Source organism: Streptomyces sp. NPDC047525 (assembly GCF_040643025.1).
Lineage (GTDB): Bacteria > Actinomycetota > Actinomycetes > Streptomycetales > Streptomycetaceae > Streptomyces > Streptomyces durmitorensis.
This window is the reverse complement of the sequence record NZ_JBEYTL010000010.1, coordinates 129931-146278: the sequence shown is the minus strand read 5'-3', so window position 1 is coordinate 146278 and position 16348 is coordinate 129931. Positions and strand designations below refer to the sequence as shown.

At 71.8% G+C, this 16348-nt stretch carries 15 protein-coding genes and 1 pseudogene; 11 read left to right on the top strand and 5 right to left on the bottom strand.

The annotated features are described in order from the left end of the window. The first annotated feature begins 40 nt into the window (after nt 1–40). The 9 genes from ABZ833_RS28695 (at nt 41) to ABZ833_RS28655 (ending at nt 10375) form a co-directional block, all read left to right on the top strand. Entirely contained in the window at nt 41–1465 is a 1425-nt protein-coding gene (locus ABZ833_RS28695; protein WP_361052154.1) for a hypothetical protein, read from the top strand. Nucleotide 1466: 1 nt separating this feature from the next. After that, the gene (locus tag ABZ833_RS28690; RefSeq protein ID WP_361052151.1) at nt 1467–1889 is read left to right on the top strand and encodes a hypothetical protein; all 423 of its coding nucleotides are present in this window, start codon (nt 1467–1469) and stop codon (nt 1887–1889) included. Between the two features lie 237 nt (nt 1890–2126). Further along, nucleotides 2127–2312 (top strand): hypothetical protein, encoded by a 186-nt coding sequence (locus ABZ833_RS28685; RefSeq protein ID WP_361052148.1) that lies wholly within the window; start codon nt 2127–2129, stop codon nt 2310–2312. A gap of 196 nt (nt 2313–2508) precedes the next feature. Next, nucleotides 2509–3297, top strand: coding sequence for an alpha/beta fold hydrolase (locus ABZ833_RS28680; RefSeq protein ID WP_361052145.1), 789 nt, complete (start codon nt 2509–2511; stop codon nt 3295–3297). Next, entirely contained in the window at nt 3290–4675 is a 1386-nt protein-coding gene (locus ABZ833_RS28675; RefSeq protein ID WP_361052142.1) for a condensation domain-containing protein, read from the top strand. Before ABZ833_RS28680 ends, ABZ833_RS28675 begins: the two co-directional genes overlap by 8 nt. A gap of 12 nt (nt 4676–4687) precedes the next feature. Beyond that, entirely contained in the window at nt 4688–6463 is a 1776-nt protein-coding gene (locus ABZ833_RS28670) for a fatty acyl-AMP ligase (RefSeq protein ID WP_361052139.1), read from the top strand. Further along, on the top strand, nt 6460–8289 hold the full coding sequence (locus ABZ833_RS28665; protein WP_361052136.1) for an acyl-CoA dehydrogenase: 1830 nt from the start codon (nt 6460–6462) through the stop codon (nt 8287–8289). Before ABZ833_RS28670 ends, ABZ833_RS28665 begins: the two co-directional genes overlap by 4 nt. Beyond that, entirely contained in the window at nt 8286–10001 is a 1716-nt protein-coding gene (locus ABZ833_RS28660; protein ID WP_361052133.1) for an acyl-CoA dehydrogenase, read from the top strand. The genes ABZ833_RS28665 and ABZ833_RS28660 overlap by 4 nt, the downstream gene beginning before the upstream one ends. 86 nt (nt 10002–10087) lie before the next feature. Continuing rightward, a complete protein-coding gene (locus ABZ833_RS28655) occupies nt 10088–10375 on the top strand; it encodes an acyl carrier protein (RefSeq protein WP_361052130.1) in 288 nt (95 codons plus the stop codon). 58 nt (nt 10376–10433) lie between these two features. On the opposite strand, the gene ABZ833_RS28650 is transcribed toward ABZ833_RS28655, so the two are convergent. Both ABZ833_RS28650 and ABZ833_RS28645 read right to left on the bottom strand, forming a co-directional pair. Beyond that, nucleotides 10434–11150 carry an AfsR/SARP family transcriptional regulator gene (locus ABZ833_RS28650; RefSeq protein ID WP_361052127.1) on the bottom strand — a complete coding sequence of 239 codons (717 nt, stop codon included), beginning with the start codon at nt 11148–11150 and terminating at the stop codon, nt 10434–10436. A gap of 172 nt (nt 11151–11322) precedes the next feature. Beyond that, nucleotides 11323–11766 (bottom strand): hypothetical protein, encoded by a 444-nt coding sequence (locus ABZ833_RS28645; protein ID WP_361052124.1) that lies wholly within the window; start codon nt 11764–11766, stop codon nt 11323–11325. 187 nt (nt 11767–11953) lie between these two features. Here ABZ833_RS28645 and ABZ833_RS28640 point away from each other — a divergent pair, with 187 nt between their 5' ends. Continuing rightward, nucleotides 11954–12937 (top strand): TauD/TfdA family dioxygenase, encoded by a 984-nt coding sequence (locus ABZ833_RS28640; protein ID WP_361052121.1) that lies wholly within the window; start codon nt 11954–11956, stop codon nt 12935–12937. A gap of 7 nt (nt 12938–12944) precedes the next feature. Here ABZ833_RS28640 and ABZ833_RS28635 read toward each other — a convergent pair whose 3' ends face one another. Both ABZ833_RS28635 and ABZ833_RS28630 read right to left on the bottom strand, forming a co-directional pair. Continuing rightward, nucleotides 12945–13592: a response regulator transcription factor gene (locus tag ABZ833_RS28635; RefSeq protein ID WP_361052118.1), complete on the bottom strand. Its 648-nt coding sequence runs from the start codon at nt 13590–13592 to the stop codon at nt 12945–12947. Then, nucleotides 13580–14233 (bottom strand): annotated as a pseudogene (locus ABZ833_RS28630) (histidine kinase); the annotation flags it as partial. The pseudogene ABZ833_RS28630 and the gene ABZ833_RS28635, both read right to left, overlap by 13 nt. A gap of 284 nt (nt 14234–14517) precedes the next feature. Here ABZ833_RS28630 and ABZ833_RS28625 point away from each other — a divergent pair. Next, the gene (locus ABZ833_RS28625) at nt 14518–14967 is read left to right on the top strand and encodes an LPXTG cell wall anchor domain-containing protein (protein ID WP_361052115.1); all 450 of its coding nucleotides are present in this window, start codon (nt 14518–14520) and stop codon (nt 14965–14967) included. A 63-nt stretch (nt 14968–15030) separates the two neighbouring features. Here ABZ833_RS28625 and thrS read toward each other — a convergent pair whose 3' ends face one another. Continuing rightward, nucleotides 15031–16281, bottom strand: a complete 1251-nt coding sequence (gene thrS / locus ABZ833_RS28620) for a threonine--tRNA ligase (protein ID WP_361052412.1) — start codon at nt 16279–16281, stop codon at nt 15031–15033. Nucleotides 16282–16348: the final 67 nt, after the last annotated feature.

The following is a 16348-nucleotide window of genomic DNA, read 5'->3' as shown; positions in this document are numbered from 1 at the left end:
TTATCGAAGCCGTATAGGTGGGTGCCGCAGGGTGTCGCCGGTGTGGAACCTCACGAGAAGCCTTTCCGGTGCGCTCCTTGCGCTGACCGTCGTCCTCCTGGGAGCGGGGCCCGCCGCAGCCCACGGCGTCAGCGACACGGCCGACGTCGAGTTCGCGCAGTCCTTCGACGGGAACGAACTCACCTTCGTGGTGCGCCGCGCCCCGGAGGTGCCAGGACCCCTCCGGGTGGACGTGATCGCGCACCAGCCGGTGCGGCCGGTCACGATCGAGCTCGCCGCCCGGCCGCTGGAGGGCGGTGCCCCCGCGGCGTCCGAACGGAACGCGTCGACCGTACGGCTGGAGAAGGGGCGCCCGGGGACCTACTCGACGGCCCTGAGGGTCGACGGGACCGGCCGCTGGGAGCTGACCGTCCAGGTGGGTGACGAGCGCTCCGTGCTGCCCTTCCGGGTGATGACGCCGCGCCCGGCGGCCTGGGAGGCGACCCTCTATCCGGCTCTGGCCGCCACCGGAGTGCTCATCGTCGGCACCCTCGTGGCGGCCGTCCGGCGCAGACGGGTGCTCAGCGTCGCGCTGGCCGCCGCGACGGCGGTCACGCTGGTGGTGGCCACGACCGCGGCCTCCCTCTCGCCCTTCGTCCCGGCGGCGCTGCCCAAGGGCGCGGCGCCGACCGTGGCCAACGACCCGGCCCAGGGCTTCTCGGCGAACGGCCGCCCGTTCGCCAACGCGGTGATCACGACCGAGCCGTCGAAGCCGGTGTCCGGACGCACGTTCGTGGTGCGGATGCGGCTGCTCGACGGCTCCACCGGCCAGCCGGTCAATGATCTGATGGTCCATCACGGCGCCCTGGCCCACACGGTGGTGACCAGCAAGGACCTCTCGTTCTTCCGGCACGTCCATCCCGTTCTCACCGGCTCGGGCACCCTGGAGATCCGGCTGACCGTGGACCGGCCGGGCCGCTATCTCGCGCAGACCGAGTTCGAGCGCGCCGACAGCGGCGGCCAGCAGGTGTCCGGTTCCTTCCAGGTGGGCGGCTCCAAGCTCCGTACACCACGAGATGAGGCGGGAGCACCGGCCGCGCCCGCGGCCGACGGCGAGCGGGCCCACGTCACCGTCAGCCCGTCGCGGGTGGTGGCGGGTGAGCCCACGGCGTTCGACCTGCGTGTCGACACGGACGCGGGGCCCGCGCGCGACCTGCAGCCCTGGCTGGGCATGGCGGGGCACATGTTCGTCCGGGACCGGCGCAGCGACTTCTTCGCCCACATCCACGAGCTGGACTCCATGGCGGAGATGAGCGTGCCCAACGCCGTCCCGCGCGACGAGACCGTCGGGCGGTACGGGCCGGTGCTCCGGTTCACCTACAGCTTCCCCGGACCAGGTCGCTACGTGGTGTGGCTGCAGTACTCCAGGAACTTCACCGTCCACACCACCCGCTTGACGATCGACGTAGCAGCTGAAGGGAATTGACATGAAGAAGCGTGGTCTGTGGATGGTGGCGGGCGCCGTGGCGACGGTCGTCGTGGCGCTCGGTCTCCTCGCCTTCGCCGGATCCGAGGATGCGGCGACCACCGTGACGGGCAGCTCGGACCATTACGACGTGCGGCTGCGCCTTGACCGCCTCACCACCTCCACCACGACCGTGGACATCGAGGTCACCGGCCGCGGCCGTGATGCGGGCGAACTCGAAGGAGCGTCGGTGGAGGCCGTGATGGAGCGGATGGGCCACGCGATGCCTTCGCTGACCGCCAAGCCGCTGGGCGAGGGGCGGTTCCGGGCCCGCGGGGAGCTGTTCGTGATGGCCGGTGAGTGGCAGGTCGGCGTGCGGCTGCGCACGGCGGGCGGCGCATCGGAGCTCGCGACCGTGTCCGTCGTCGTCCCCTCCGGCGCGTAGGCCTGCCTTCGGATCCTGCCGGGCCCGCCGGATTCTGCCGGGTCCGCCGGATTCTGCCGGGTCCGCCGCCGACAGTGACCTGCCATGTCCGGATGATGACAGGGCGCACCAGAGAAATGCATTCCTGAACCGGTGATAATTGTCGTCGGAGAGAAACGGCCGGCACCTCAGAAGGGTGTCGCCACATCACCAAAGGCGTAGGCGTCATCCGCACACGCCGCACAGAATGGAACCCCCATGTACGCGCACCATTCACTTTTCCGTTCCGTACGCGACCGGTCCTCCCTCGCACGCCTCGGCGCGGTCGCACTCCTCACGGCCGCCGCTTCGATGGCCGCGGTGGCGGCTGTTGCTCCCGTCTCCGCGCACACCGCGTCGCAGCAGGTGGCGAGCGGCCCCGGCAACAACAACGGCTGGGACTGACCTCCCCGAAGCCGTCGACGAAGCAGGACCGACACCCCGCCACCGGCTCGCCGGCGGCGGGGTGTCGGCGTGTGTGCCGCGGCTCCGCCCCCGGTCCACGACGCCGGTATGGGGCAAATATAGCCGCGCTCCCTAACGTGAACGCGCTGCTCAACACCCCTGCCTTAGCGGGCTGTCACGGCTATAGAGGAAGAATATGACCGACGCGGACAGCGCCTGGTTTCACCACAGCGGCACCACGGTGAATCCGGACCTTCGTCTGGTGTGCTTTCCCCATGCGGGCGGAACACCGAATTCCTTCCGCGGCTGGGCCCAGCGGCTGCCCGCAGGCACCGGCGTTCTCGCCGTCTGCTACCCCGGACGCCACAAGCGCCTCGCGGATCCGCTGGTGCACGGCATGGAGGACATGGCCGACCGGATCAGCGAGGCACTGCTGCCGTACGCGGACACGCCCCTGGCCTTCTTCGGCCACAGCATGGGAGCGGGCATCGCCTACGAGGTCGCCCTGCGCCTGGAACAGCGCGCGGGCGTCCGTCCGTTGCGGCTCTTCGTCTCCGCGTTCCGCGCCCCGCACGTGCGGGTGGCGTCCGACGCGCCGGCCGACGACTCCACGCTCGTCGAGGAGCTGCGCGCCCTCGGCAGCTCCTCCATGGCCGCCCTGGACCACCCCGACGTACTGCGCCTCGTGCTCCCCACCCTGCGGGCGGACATGGGCCTGGTCGCCGCGTACGGATCGCGCCCGGCCGACCGGGTCGGCTGCCCCCTGGTCGCCTACGCGGGCGACCAGGACCGCGGCTGCGGCCCCGACACCATGCGCGCCTGGTCGCAGCTGACCGCAGCCCGGTTCGAGCAACGGACCTTCGCGGGCGGCCACTTCTATCTGGAACCCCGCGAGGCGGAGCTGCTCGCGGATCTGTCCGGGCACATCGGCGACGACCTGCGGTTGTGGCACGCGCTCGCGGCGACGGGCGGCGGCCGTGGCTGACATCCGTCCGCTCTCGCACGGGCAGGAAGCCCAGTGGTTCCTGCACCAGTTGGTCCCCGGCGCCACCGCCTACCACACGGGTGTCGCCGTACGCATCAGCCGCTCCCCGGATCCCGCCGTCCTCGCGCGGGCCGTGGACCTGCTCGCCGTACGCCACGACATGCTGCGCTCGACCTTCGGCATCGAAGCCGGCCGACCCGTGCGCCGGGTGGCGCCGGTGGGCACTCTGCGGCTCGAGCACCGGGAAGCCGGCGCCATGAGCGACGAAGCCCTGCGCACCGAGGTCGCCGCCGCGCTCACCGCGCCGTACCGCCTGGAGGAGGAGTCCGCGTTCAGGTTCGTGCTGTGGACCAGGACGACGGGTGACGGGGTCCTGCTCGTCGGGGGCCATCACATCGCCACCGACGCGGCGTCCGACACCGTGCTCCTGCGCGATCTGCTGCGGCTCCACGAGTCCTGTGCCACCGGCGGCGATCCCGGCCTGCCCGTCCTCCGGGGCGGCTTCGACGACGAAGTGGCCAAGGAGCAGGCCCTGTTGGCCTCGCCTCGCGGCGCCGATCTCGGGCGGTACTGGCAGGGGGTCTGCCGCGGCTCGGCCGCCGCCGAGCTGCCCACGGACCTGCCGCGCCCCGCCACGCAGTCCCTGGCCGGAGACACCTGCAGGGTCACCGTGCCCGCCGCGACGGCGGCGCGGCTGCGGGATGCCGCGCGGGCGGCGGGAGTCACCCCGTTCGCCCTGCTGCTCGGCTCGTTCCAGGCTCTGCTGTACCGCTCCACGCGGCGGCGGGACTTCCTCGTCGGCGCTCCGCTCACCACCCGGATGAGCACGAACAGCCGTCATCTCGTGGGGAACTTCATCAACACCGTCGTCTTCCGCGCGGAGATCACACCGGTCACGTCCTTCCGTGACCTGGCCGAGTCCGTCATGGAGCAGGTCAAGTCCGGCGTGGACGCCATCCGTTACCCGTTCTCGCTCGTGGCCCGGGACCTGGGCCGTGCGCCGGGGGCCGAGCGTGCCCGGGTGTACGGGATCACCTTCAACATGCTGAGCACCGCGCACCTGGAACCCGCGCTGCGACCGGTGCTCGACGCGGGACGCCCGGACGCCACGACCGAGTACGCGGGCCTCGCCGTGGGCCCGTACCCGCTGCCCCAGCAGGAGGGGCAGCTCGACCTCGGCGTCGACGTGGTGCAGGGCGCGGACACCTTGACGGTCGACTTCCGTTACGACGGGGCCCTGTTCGAGCGGGAGACCGTGGAGCGGCTGGCTCATCACTACCTCCGTGCCGTCGAGATCGCCACCGACGACCCGGCGACGCACGTCGCGAGAGCGCCGCTGTGGGCCGCCCCGGCCCCGCGCGCCACCACCGAGATCTAAGGAGTTTTCCCTATGTCCGAGCTGCCTCTCGAGAACCTGGTGACGCGCCTCGAACGCAACGCACGCGCGCTGACGGCCAAGGACGCCGTCATCTTCGTACGGCCGAAGGGCGACGAACGCGTCGAGGAGCGGCTGACGTTCGGGCAACTACGCGACGAGGCCCGCGCGGTCGCGCGATGGCTGCGCGGCCACTGCGCCGATGGCGACCGCGTGCTGCTGCTCTACCCCTCCGGCCTCGACTTCGTGAAGGTGCTCATCGGCTGCCTGTACGCGGGGGTCGTGGCCGTCCCCGCCCCCGCGCCGAGCGGCGGCGGACGGCGCGGCGCGCGCATGGCCGGGGTGGCACGGGACGCCGATGTGTCCATGGTGCTCACCGACTCCGGACATCTGGCCGCGGCCGAGGAGTTCCTCCAGGACGCGGGTCTGGGGCTGCTGCCCTGCGTGGCCACCGACACCGTGGACCTCGGCGCCGCCGATGACCTGCCGGAGCCGCCGCGGTTCCCCGACGACAAGGTCGCCGTCCTTCAGTACACGTCGGGCTCGACCAGCGACCCCAAGGGAGTCCTCCTCACCCACGGGGCCCTCGCGCACAACCTGTGGCTGATCGAGACAGCGCTCGGCCCCGACCAGGAGACCAGGGCGTGCAGTTGGCTGCCGCCCTACCACGACATGGGCCTGATCGGCATGCTCTTCTCGCCGCTGTATCTGGGCGCGAGCGTCGTGCTGATCTCGCCGATCGACTTCCTGCGCCGCCCCCGCCTGTGGTTCGAGCTGATCCAGGAGCACCGCAGCACCTTCACCACCGCGCCCAACTTCGCGTACGACCTGCTCGCCAAGCACATCACGGACGAGCAGCTCGCCGGTCTCGACCTCTCCAGCGTGCGCTGGGCCCTCAACGGTTCCGAGCCGATCGACGCCAGGACCCTGGAGCGCTTCAGCACCCGCTTCGCGGCGGCAGGCTTCGACCCGGCCGCCCTGAAGCCCTGCTACGGCATGGCCGAGACGGCCCTCTTCGTCGCGGGTACCCCGGCGGAGCACGGTCCCGTGGTGGCCACCGTCGACGTGGCGGACCTGGAGAAGAACGTCTTCACGCCGTCGCCCGCCGGTCAGTCCGTCCGGCAGCTCGTCAGCAGCGGCCGGGTGGTGGACCTGGACGTACGGATCGTCGACCCCGAGTCGGCCGCCGAGCTGCCCGCCGGCATGGTGGGCGAGATCTGGGTCCGTGGCAGAAGCATCACCGCCGGGTACTGGCGCAACCCCGAACAGACCGCCCGCACCTTCGACGCGATCACCGCGGGCGGCGAGGGCGGCTTCGTCCGCACCGGTGACCTCGGGGCCCTGCACGACGGCGAGTTGTACGTCACGGGCCGGATCAAGGACGTCCTCATCGTCCGTGGCCGGAACCTGTACCCGCACGACATCGAACGCGAGGTCTCCACGCTGCACCAGGCCTTCGAGGGCCTGCAGACCTGCGTGTGCGCGGTGCCCGCCGAGCGCGACGAGCGCGAGGAGATCGTGGTCATGCAGGAGTTCCGGGTGCCCGCGGGCACGGAATTCGACCACGCCGCGGTGACCCGGCAGGTCCGCGCCGAGCTCGGCGAACTCCTTGGAGTGCGGGTCTCGAACGTGGTCCTGCTGCGCCCCGGACACGTGCGCCGCACCAGCAGCGGCAAGGTGCAGCGCTCGCTGATGCGGGACCTGTTCATGACGGAGGCCCTCAAGCCCGTCCACGAGGACCTCGACGCCGGGATCGTCCGCCGGTACCGCGCCCAGGGCGGCGCCGCATGATCTCGGCACGGACGCGGACGGCAGCGGGAACCGACGGGCACGATGTCCGGACTCCCCGCGCGGTCCCCCCGGCGTACGCCGCGGCCCTCCGCCTCGACGAGCGTCTGGGCGACCCGGACGATCCCGGCAGGCTCTTCTCGTACGCCCGCAGCGGCGCCCTGGACGACGCCGAGGTGTTCCCGCTGGAGATCTGCCGGGAACTCGATGTGCTCGGTCTGCCGCGCGCCTATGTCCCGGCGGCCCACGGAGGCGCCCTTGAGGGGTACGACGAGGCGATCCAGCTCATGCGGGCCGTCGCCCGCCGCGACCTGACGGTCGCCATCGCGCACGGGAAGACCTACCTGGGTGCGGTCTGCCTCTGGGTGAGCGGCGATCCGGAGCAGGCCGCCCGCCTCGGCGAGCGCATCGCCGACGGGGCGGTCGTCTCGTGGGGACTGACCGAACGCGACCACGGCAGCGACCTGTTGGCGGGCGAGGTGGTGGCCGAGCGGACTGTCGGCGGCTACCGCCTCACCGGCGAGAAGTGGCTGATCAACAACGCCACGCGCGGGCATCTGGTCTGCGTGCTCGCCCGTACGTCACCGGACGGCGGGCCGCGCGGCTTCAGCCTGCTGCTGGTCGACAAGGACGCCGTGGCGCCGGGCCGGGTCCGCCCACTGCCCGCCGTGAAGCTGCACGGAATCCGCGGCGCGGACATCAGCGGCATCGCCTTCTCCGGCGCCGACGTGCCCGAGTCCGCGCTGGTCGGGCGGGTGGGCGAAGGCGTGGAGACCGTCGTCAAGAGCCTGCAGCTGACGCGCACGCTGTGCAGCTCGCTGTCGCTGGGCGCCGCCGACCAGGCGCTCGGGATGAGCCTGACGTACGCCCACGAGCGGACCAACTACGGCCGCAAGCTGATCGATCTGCCGCAGACCCGGCGCCTGATCACCGAGTCCTACGCCGACCTGCTGCTTGCCGAGGCGGTCTCGCTGGTCGCGGGGCGCGGCATCCACACGCTGACCGGAGAGCTCTCGTCCGCGTCGTCCGCCGTGAAGTTCTTCGTGCCGACGCTGGTGGAGAGGCTCCTGGGCCGGCTGGCCCGTGTCATGGGCTCGCGTTCCCTGCTGGTCGGTGACACCTACCGGCACGGCCGCTTCCAGAAGGTGCAGCGCGACCACCGCATCGTGGGCATCTTCGACGGCAACACCGTCGTGAACCTGCACTCCTTGATCAACCAGTTCCCGCAGCTGGTACGGGGATACCGGCGCGGCCGGGTGGACAGCGCGGGACTCTACGCGGCCACCACGCTGCGGGAGCCGCTGCCCGGGTTCGACCCCGGTCGCCTCGACCTGCTCACCCGGACCGGCTGCAGCCCGGTCCAGGCACTGCCCGCCGCCTGCGACGAGCTGCTCGAGCTGGCCGCCATGGGCGAAGTCCCCACTGCGCTCGGCGCTCTGGCCGCGCGGCTGCGGGAGGCCACGGACACGTTGCACGACCAGCTGGCCGCGCACCGGCCGACCGCGATCGACGTCCCGGCGGAGGCCTTCGTCCTGGCCGAGCGGTACGCCCTGTGCTTCGCGGCGTCGGCCGCGATCCATCTGTGGCTGAACAACCGGAGCGACATCGACGACCCGGTCACGGCCGGGCTGTGGGAGTCCGCCCTGTGGCTCGAAGCCTGTCTCACCGGTCTGCTGCACCGGCTCGACCCGGAACGCCCGCCGACGGACGGTACGGACGGCGGCACGACCGACGTGTACGAACGAATCGCGGTGCCGCTCCTCGCCCAGCACGCCGCGGGCCGGCTGCCCTCCCTCCTGCCCTACCCGCACCCCGAGGACCACCGATGACCACACTGCCAGGACACCCGCCGGCGCTCGCCGACCCGGACATGCCGGAGCCCCTGGAGCATCTCCTCGGAGACCCCCTGGATCCGGACAACCCCCTGAGCTACGTCGCCTTCCTCGCCGCGGATGAACGGGGCGATCCGCTGCCTGCGGGGCGCGCCCTGCTGGACTCGTTCGGGCTCGGCGCCGAATTCGTGCCGCGCGCTCTGGGCGGCCGGCTGCGCCAGGCGGACGAACTGGCGCGCGTGCTGCGGCCGCTGTTCCGCCGTGACGGCTCGCTGGGCCTGGGACACGGCGCCATCAACCTCATCGCGTCCGCCCCGGTCTGGTCCGCCGGATCCCCCGAGCAGCACCGCCGGATGGCGGACCTGCTCCTGTCGGGCGGTCAGACGGCAGGGGCGTACACCGAACTGGCCACCGGCCACGACCTGGTCGCCTCGCGGGTGAGAGCCACCCGGCAGCCGGACGGCTGGGCCCTCTCCGGCCGCAAGGAGGTGATCAACAACGTGACGCGGGCGCACGCCGTCACCGTCCTCGCCCGCAGCAGCGACGAGCCCGGAAGCCGCAGCCACTCGCTGTTCCTGCTCGACATGGCTTCCGTCCCGCGCGAACGGCTGCGCTTCCTGCCCCGGTTCCGCTCCTCGGGGCTGCGGGCGATCCACCTCGGCGGAGTGGACTTCGACGACTGCCCGCTCCCCGGATCGGCACTGGTGGGGGAGGAGGGCGGAGCGCTGGAGACAGTGCTGCGGGCCTTTCAGGTCACCAAGGCCGTGCTGACCGGCGCCACGCTCGGATCACTGGACACGCAGCTGCGCACGGTCACGACGTTCGCGACGCGGCGCCGTCTGTACGGCCGGTACACCAGTGAACTCCCGCATGTCCGCTCGGTGTTGACCGGCGCGTTCGTCGACCTGCTGATCGCCGACTGTCTGTCCACCACCGTGTGCCGTGCGCTGCACGTGCTGCCCCGGATGACGAGCCTGTATGCCCCGGCGGCCAAGTACCTCGTCCCGCTGCTGACCCAGGAGGCCATGGACGGCCTGGCGACGGTCCTCGGCGCCCGCTCCTTCCTGCGGGAGGGCCCTCACGGGATCTTCCAGAAGCATCTGCGGGATCTGCCGGTCGGCTCCCTGGCCCACTCGGGGGCCACCGTGTGCCAGGCGACGATCGTTCCCCAGCTGACCCGGCCCGCGCGCCGAAGCTGGTTCGTGACGGAGCCCGCGCCCGCCTCGCTGTTCCGGATCGGCGAGCCCCTCGACGACCTGGACTTCCGGTCCCTGGAGATCACGGCCGGCGCCGACGACGGACTGCTCGCGGTCCTGCCGGAGGCATCCGAGCAGTTCCGTACGGACCCGGTCCTCGGCCCGCTGTGCGAGCGGCTGACCGGTGAACTGCGGGCCCTGCGCGACGACTGCCTGGCGCTTGCCCCGCGCGACCGTACGCCGCTGGCGGGGCCACGGGGTTTCGAGACGGCGGAGCGGTACGCGGTACTGGCCGCGGCCGCCGCCTGTCTCGGCGTCTGGCAGCACAACCGCGACCGTGCGGGTCCCTTCCTGCGGGACACGGCGTGGCTGGCGATGGCCCTCCAGCGGCTGACCGTCCGCCTCGGGCACGCCCCCGCACAGGTCATGGACACCGAGGCCGTCTTCGAGGAGCTCACCAGGCGCCACGAGGAGAACGCGGGCTTCGACCTGATCGGCCGGCGGCTGGCATGACCGCCGGCATCACCACCCCTCTCACGCTCGCGGGCACGCCCCCGGCACCCCTGTTCACCCGTCTCATTCACCGAAGGAGCCGCACGATGACTTCCACCGTTCCGCAGCACGACCGCACGACGCCCCCCGAAGCCCAGGAGCTGAGCGACTGGCTGCGGGAGCGGGTGGCGTTCTTCCTCGAATGCCCGGCCGCCGACATCGCCGTGGACGTCAAGCTCGTCGAGTACGGCCTCGACTCGCTGTACGCGCTGACGCTCTGCGGCGACATCGAGGACACCTTCGGCATACCTGTCTCGCCGACGCTGGCCTGGGACCATCCGACCATCGAGTCCATCGTCGGGCTGCTCACCGCACGGCCGGCGCAGGCGAGCTGAACGCCGCGTGCTCCCTCCCCGGCCCGGGGAGGGAGCACGCGGCGCGGGGTTCCACGTCCTACGCGGACGCCAGGTGCAGATGCGGCAGATCGTCGGCGTACGGAAGGCTGCCGTCGAGGACGGCCTGGTGGGCCTGGGTCAGCGCGGGGCCCGGGTCGATGCCGAGTTCATCGGCGAGGACCCTGCACCCCGTGCGGTAGACCGACAGGGCGTCGGCCTGCCGGTCGCAGCGGTACAGCGCGATCATCAGGAACGCCCGCAGCCTCTCGCGTACGGGGTGCTCCAGGACGAGGCCCGTCAGCTCGGGCACGAGCCTCCGGTGCCGGCCGAGCGCGAGATCCGCCTCGATCCGCTGCTCAAGGACGGTCGCCCGTGCCTCTTCGAGACGCGGACGCTCGGCGTCCGCGAGGAAGTCGGTCACGTCGGCGAGGGGCGAGCCCTGGTACAGGCCGAGCGCCGACCTGAGAAGGGCCGACGCCTCTCCGTACAGACCCAGGTCCAGGGCGTGGCGGCCGCGTTCGGCCAGGCGGTCGAACTCCAGAAGGTCCAGGCGGGCCTGCCCGGTGCGGATGAAGTAGCCGGGCGTGCGCCTCACCAGCTCGACGTCCGGACCGAGTTGCTTGCGCAGGCGGGACACGTAGGTGCATATCTGTGCGTTCCTCGTGGTCGGGGGTTCCCATCCCCACAGCAAGGAGCTCATACGGTCGTCGGACACCGTGCGGCCGCGCGCCAGCAACAGTGCCGCCAGGACGGTCTGCATCTTCGTGCCGGCCAAGGCGACCCGCCTCGTGCCGTCCCATACCTCTACTGGGCCGAGAATCCGGAATTCCACTGTTCCCCCTGCTGATTGCGGCTGCCGGACCGGTCCGGCAGCAACAATTCTGTGCGAGAGCAAGGGCGGAATGATTGGCTCCGATCTGGCAGGACCCTGCACGTGCAGTGTGCTGTCAGCCGCTCGCGTCGGCGCTCCCGCGGTACACCCGGCGGCGCTCGACTGTGCCGTCGGCGCGGGTGACGGCAACGCTGTGATGCCTGCCCTCCGACACGGAGATCCAAAACGCCCCGCGCACCGCGGTCGCCTCCCGGTCGCGGTGCGTCGCGCGCAGCCTGCCGCGCGTGAAGGTCACCTGCTCAGGCGGCACATCGCTGCCCTCCGCCAACACGCCCCAGGCAAAGGTCAGTTCATGTCCGTCGCACGCGTCGGTGTGGGCGCCGCGCAGCAGGCCGGGCCGCAGTGACGTGGGCACCACGATGTCCAGCAGCTCGTCACCGCAGTAGACCTCCAGGGCCGCGCGCCCCCTGGAAGCGGACGCGAACCGCAGCGACCAGCACGTGCCAAGGAGGGGGAACCGGCCGGATTCCGGCGTCTCTCGCGTCGACAGGGTGTACATCGCGCCCAACCTCTTTCCGCACCTCCTCGTGAGGTGACAAAGACGAGTCTGGTCGGCGTGCGGGCCCGGGTCCTCAACGCCAGTACCCGAGTTCATGGTGGTGCTGGCTTCACCCTCGTATCGAACAAATATGGGGGCGCGGTGGACCGTGAGGCATCGGGAACACGAGAGGAAAAGGACGACGACGATGGCAACGACGGCCCAGGCTCCCACGACGCGGCCCCTCGACACCACACTCGACGGAACCGAACGCGACGAGATCGCACGGCTCGCCACGGTGCTCGCCGGCACCGGCTCCCGGCTGGTCGACGACCTGGCATGGCTGGACCAGGCGCGCGCACTGTCCAGCGGTCTTCCGGCGGGCGTACGCGCCGCGATCCGCCGCTTCCGCCACGATCCGGGCTCCGGCGGCCTGATGACGCTGAGGAACCTGCCGGTGGGTGACACGGAGCTGCCTCCCACGCCGACGGTGGCCGGGTCGGTGGAGCGCGCGGCCACGGTGCCCGCGGCCGTGGCCGTCCTGCTCAGCCTGCACCTGGGGGAGATCGCGTCCTTCCGCGAGGAGAAGACCGGCGCGCTGGTGCAGAACGTGGTGCCCGTGCCCGGCCAGGAGACGGAGCAGAGCAACGCGGGCTCCATTCCGCTGGACCTGCACGTGGAGAACGCGTTCCACCGGAACAGGCCCGACTACGTGGGGCTGCTGTGCCTGCGCGGCGACCACACCGGGGCCGCCGGAACCCTGACGTCGTCGATCCGCGAGGCGCTCCCGCTGCTGTCCGACGAGGACCTGGAGCAGCTCCGGAGCCCCGCGTTCGTCACCGAACCGCCGCCCTCCTTCGGGGCGGGTGACAGCACTCCGGTGCACGCGGTGCTCGAGGGGGACCCCGCGGACCCGAACGTCCGGGTGGACTTCCACGCGACCCACGCGCGCGACGACGCGGGCAAGCTCGCCCTGGAGCGTCTGCGCGACGTGTTCCTCGATGTTGCGACGGAACTGGTGCTGCAGCCGGGGGAGATGGCGTTCGTGGACAACCGCGTGGCCATCCACGGGCGGACGGCGTTCACGCCCCGCTACGACGGCCGTGACCGCTGGCTGCACCGCACCTTCGTCCACCTGGACCACCGCCGTACCCGCGTCCACCGCGCCGACGGCGGTCCGGTGCTCAGCTGACCTGCCGTCAAGCGCCTTCCAGGAAGCGCAGTACCGCGAGGACGCGGCGGTGGTCGCCCTCGGCCTGCCCGAGGTCCAGTTTGGCGAGGATGTTGTTGATGTGCTTGGCGACAGCGCTCTCGCCGACCACGAGACGCTCGGCGATACCGGTGTTGGAACGCCCCTCCGCCATCAGTGAAAGCACCTCGCGTTCGCGGGGGGTCAGCCGCTCCAGCGGGTCGTTGCCGCCGCGTCGCAGGAGCAGTTGGGCTACCACCTGCGGGTCGAGGGCCGTGCCGCCGGCCGCGACGCGGCGCAGCGCGTCGATGAACTCCTCGACGTCGGCGACCCGTTGCTTGAGCAGGTAGCCGAAGCTGCCCGCCTGGGTGGTCAGGAGATCGGCGGCGTAGCGCTCCTCCACGTACTGGGACAGCAACAGGACCGCGGTGTCCGGCCATTGGCTTCGGATCGCAAGGGCGGCCTTCACGCCCTCGTCGGTGAAGCCGGGCGGCATCCGTACGTCGACGAGTGCGAGCTCGGGCCGGTGCTTGTCGACCGCCGCCAACAGGGCCTGGGCGTCGCCGGTTTCGGCGGCGACCTCGAAGCCCGCCATTTCGAGGACCTTGACGAGTCCGATCCTCAGCAGGACCGAGTCCTCCGCGATTACAGCCCGCACGGCAACTCCACAGCGATGGTTGTCGGGCCCCCGAGGGGGCTGTTGATCAGGGTGGTTCCGTCGGCCGACCCTACTCGCCGCGCGAGCGCGGCAAGCCCGGCGCCCCGCTCGGGGTCCGCGCCGCCGACGCCGTCGTCGGCGACGCTGATCCGCAGCAGGTCGTCGTGGCGTCGCAGACGTATCGCGACGTGCGTGGCGCGGGCGTGCCGGACGGCGTTGGCGAGGGCCTCGGAGACCACGAAGTACGCCACCGCTTCCACGGTGGGCGCGGGCCGTTCGCAGATGTCCACCGTGAGGGTCACCGGGAGCGGTGCGAGGGCGGCGATCCCGGAGAGCGCCGCGTCCAGGCCCCGGTCGTCGAGGACCGCCGGATGCAGCCCCCGCACCAGGCTGTTGAGCTCCTCGACGGCCTCCTTCGCCTCGCGGTGCGCCTGGTCGATGGCGTCCTTGGCGCCGGGCGGCAGATCGGTGAGGACGGCGCGGGCCAGGCCCAGGTTCATGGCAAGGGAGATCAGCCGCTGCTGGGCTCCGTCGTGCAGCTCTCGTTCGAGACGGCGGCGCTCGGTGTCGGCCGCGTCCAGGGCCCCGGCCCTGCTCGCCGCCAGGTCGTGGACGCGCCGCTGCAGCTCCCGGGTGCGGTTACGGCTGCGGCGCGGGCCCGGCAGCGCACCGCTGAGCACCGTGAGGAGGAGGGCGGTGGCCGCCACGGACAGCGCGAGAGGCACCCCCGGCCGGGACGGAATCGACTTTGCCATGGCACGAAACGGTAGAGGGCCTGGTCGGGGCGGGCCATCAACGCAGTGCCCGAGCCGATGGTGAAGCTGGCACCACCATGAGACGGATCCTTGCGTTACTGATTTCGGGCGGCCGGACGACCAGGCTTGAGCACGTACCCGAGACCCGGGTCGGAAGGAGTTCCGGTTCCATGACCGCCGTCGCACCGCCCCCCTCCAGCACGTCCCTCCGTACGCTCCGTACGTTCCGGCCGCGGAGGCCGTCGCTGTCGACCGCCCTCGTCGTCGCGGGCGCGGCGCTGGTCCCGTGGCTGGCCGTACTCGCGGTGACGCTTCCCTCCACGGCCGAGGCACACCACTGGCCGCTGGCCTGGGCGGGCCTGGACGCGGCGCTCGCGGCGGGCCTGGCGGCGACGGGGCTGCTGCGGGCGCGGCGCGACCCCCGCCATGTGCTGACCGCCGCCGCGGTGGCCGCGCTGCTCCTGGTGGACGCCTGGTTCGACACCTTGACCGCGGCGCCGGGTGCCGAGACCGTGACCGCCCTGGTGATGGCGGTCTGCGTAGAGGTGCCGCTGGCTCTGCTGTGCGTACGGCTCGCGGTACGCGGCCTGCGCCGGGAGCCTGCGGACAAGGGCCGCTGACCCGCAGCTTCGGTCTCGTCCGCCCCAGAGTTCCGTCAGGCATCCGCCGTTGCCGCAGGTGCCTCAGGCGGGCGGGGTGTCCCACAGGGCGGTGCTGTGGGCCTCGACGAGTGCGCTGATGCGGGCGAGCAGAGCGTCGGCCGGTTGCGGGTCGATGCGGCGGCCGTCGCGCAGGCGCAGGGCGACGTGGTCGTCGGCGGCCTCCTTGGCGCCGATGACGGCCTGGTAGGGCACCAGGCGGGCCTCTCTGACGCGGGCGCCCAGGGTGCCGCGCTCGGGCCCGGCGATCTCGGCCCGCAGCCCGATCTCCCCGCAGCGCCGTGCGAGCGCCTCGGCGTTCGGCAACTCGGCCTCGGAGATGGGCAGGACGGCCAGCTGGGTGGGGGCAAGCCAGGCGGGGAAGGCGCCTCCGTGCTGCTCGACGAGGTGAGCGACGGCTCGCTCCACGCTGCCGATGATGCTGCGGTGGATCATCACCGGGCGGTGTTTCGCGCCGTCCGCGCCGATGTAGTGCAGGTTGAAGCGGTCCGGTTGATGGAAGTCGATCTGCACGGTGGACAGGGTGGATTCCCGGCCCGCGGCGTCGGTGAACTGGACGTCGATCTTGGGGCCGTAGAACGCGGCCTCTCCTTCGGCCGCTTCGTAGGGAAGGCCGGAGCGGTCCAGGACCTCGGTCAGCAGGGCGGTGGAGCGCCGCCACATCTCCGGGGCGGCGACGTACTTCCCGCCGGGGCCCGGCAGGGAGAGCCGGTAGCGGGCCGGGGTGATGCCGAGCGCCGCGTACGCCCGGCGGATCATCTCCAGGGCGGACCATGCCTCGTCGGCGACCTGGTCCGGGGCGCAGAAGATGTGCGCGTCGTTCAGCTGGATGGCCCGGACGCGGGTGAGGCCGCCGAGCACGCCCGAGAGCTCGGAGCGGTACATGCCGCCCAACTCGGCCATGCGGAGCGGCAGTTCGCGGTAGCTGTGGGAGCGCGAGCGGTAGATCACCGCGTGGTGGGGGCACAGGCTCGGCCGCAGGACGACCTGCTCGCCGCCGAGGTCCATCGGTGGGTACATGTCCTCGCTGTAGTGCGACCAGTGCCCCGAGATCTCGTACAGCTCCCGCTTGCCGAGCACCGGCGAGTACACGTGCCGGTATCCCGCCCTTCGCTCGGCGGTGCGGATGTACTCCTCCAGGGTGTGCCGCACGGCCGCGCCGTCGGGCAGCCAGTACGGAAGGCCCGCGCCGATCAGCGGATCGGTGTCGAACAGGTCGAGCTCGCGGCCGAGTTTGCGGTGGTCGTGCATGGTGGTCTCCTCGCGTACGTCGATACATCGATACGTCGATACATCGGGCGAGTGACCGCACGGCGAAGCCCCGGGGCACTCGCCCCGGGGC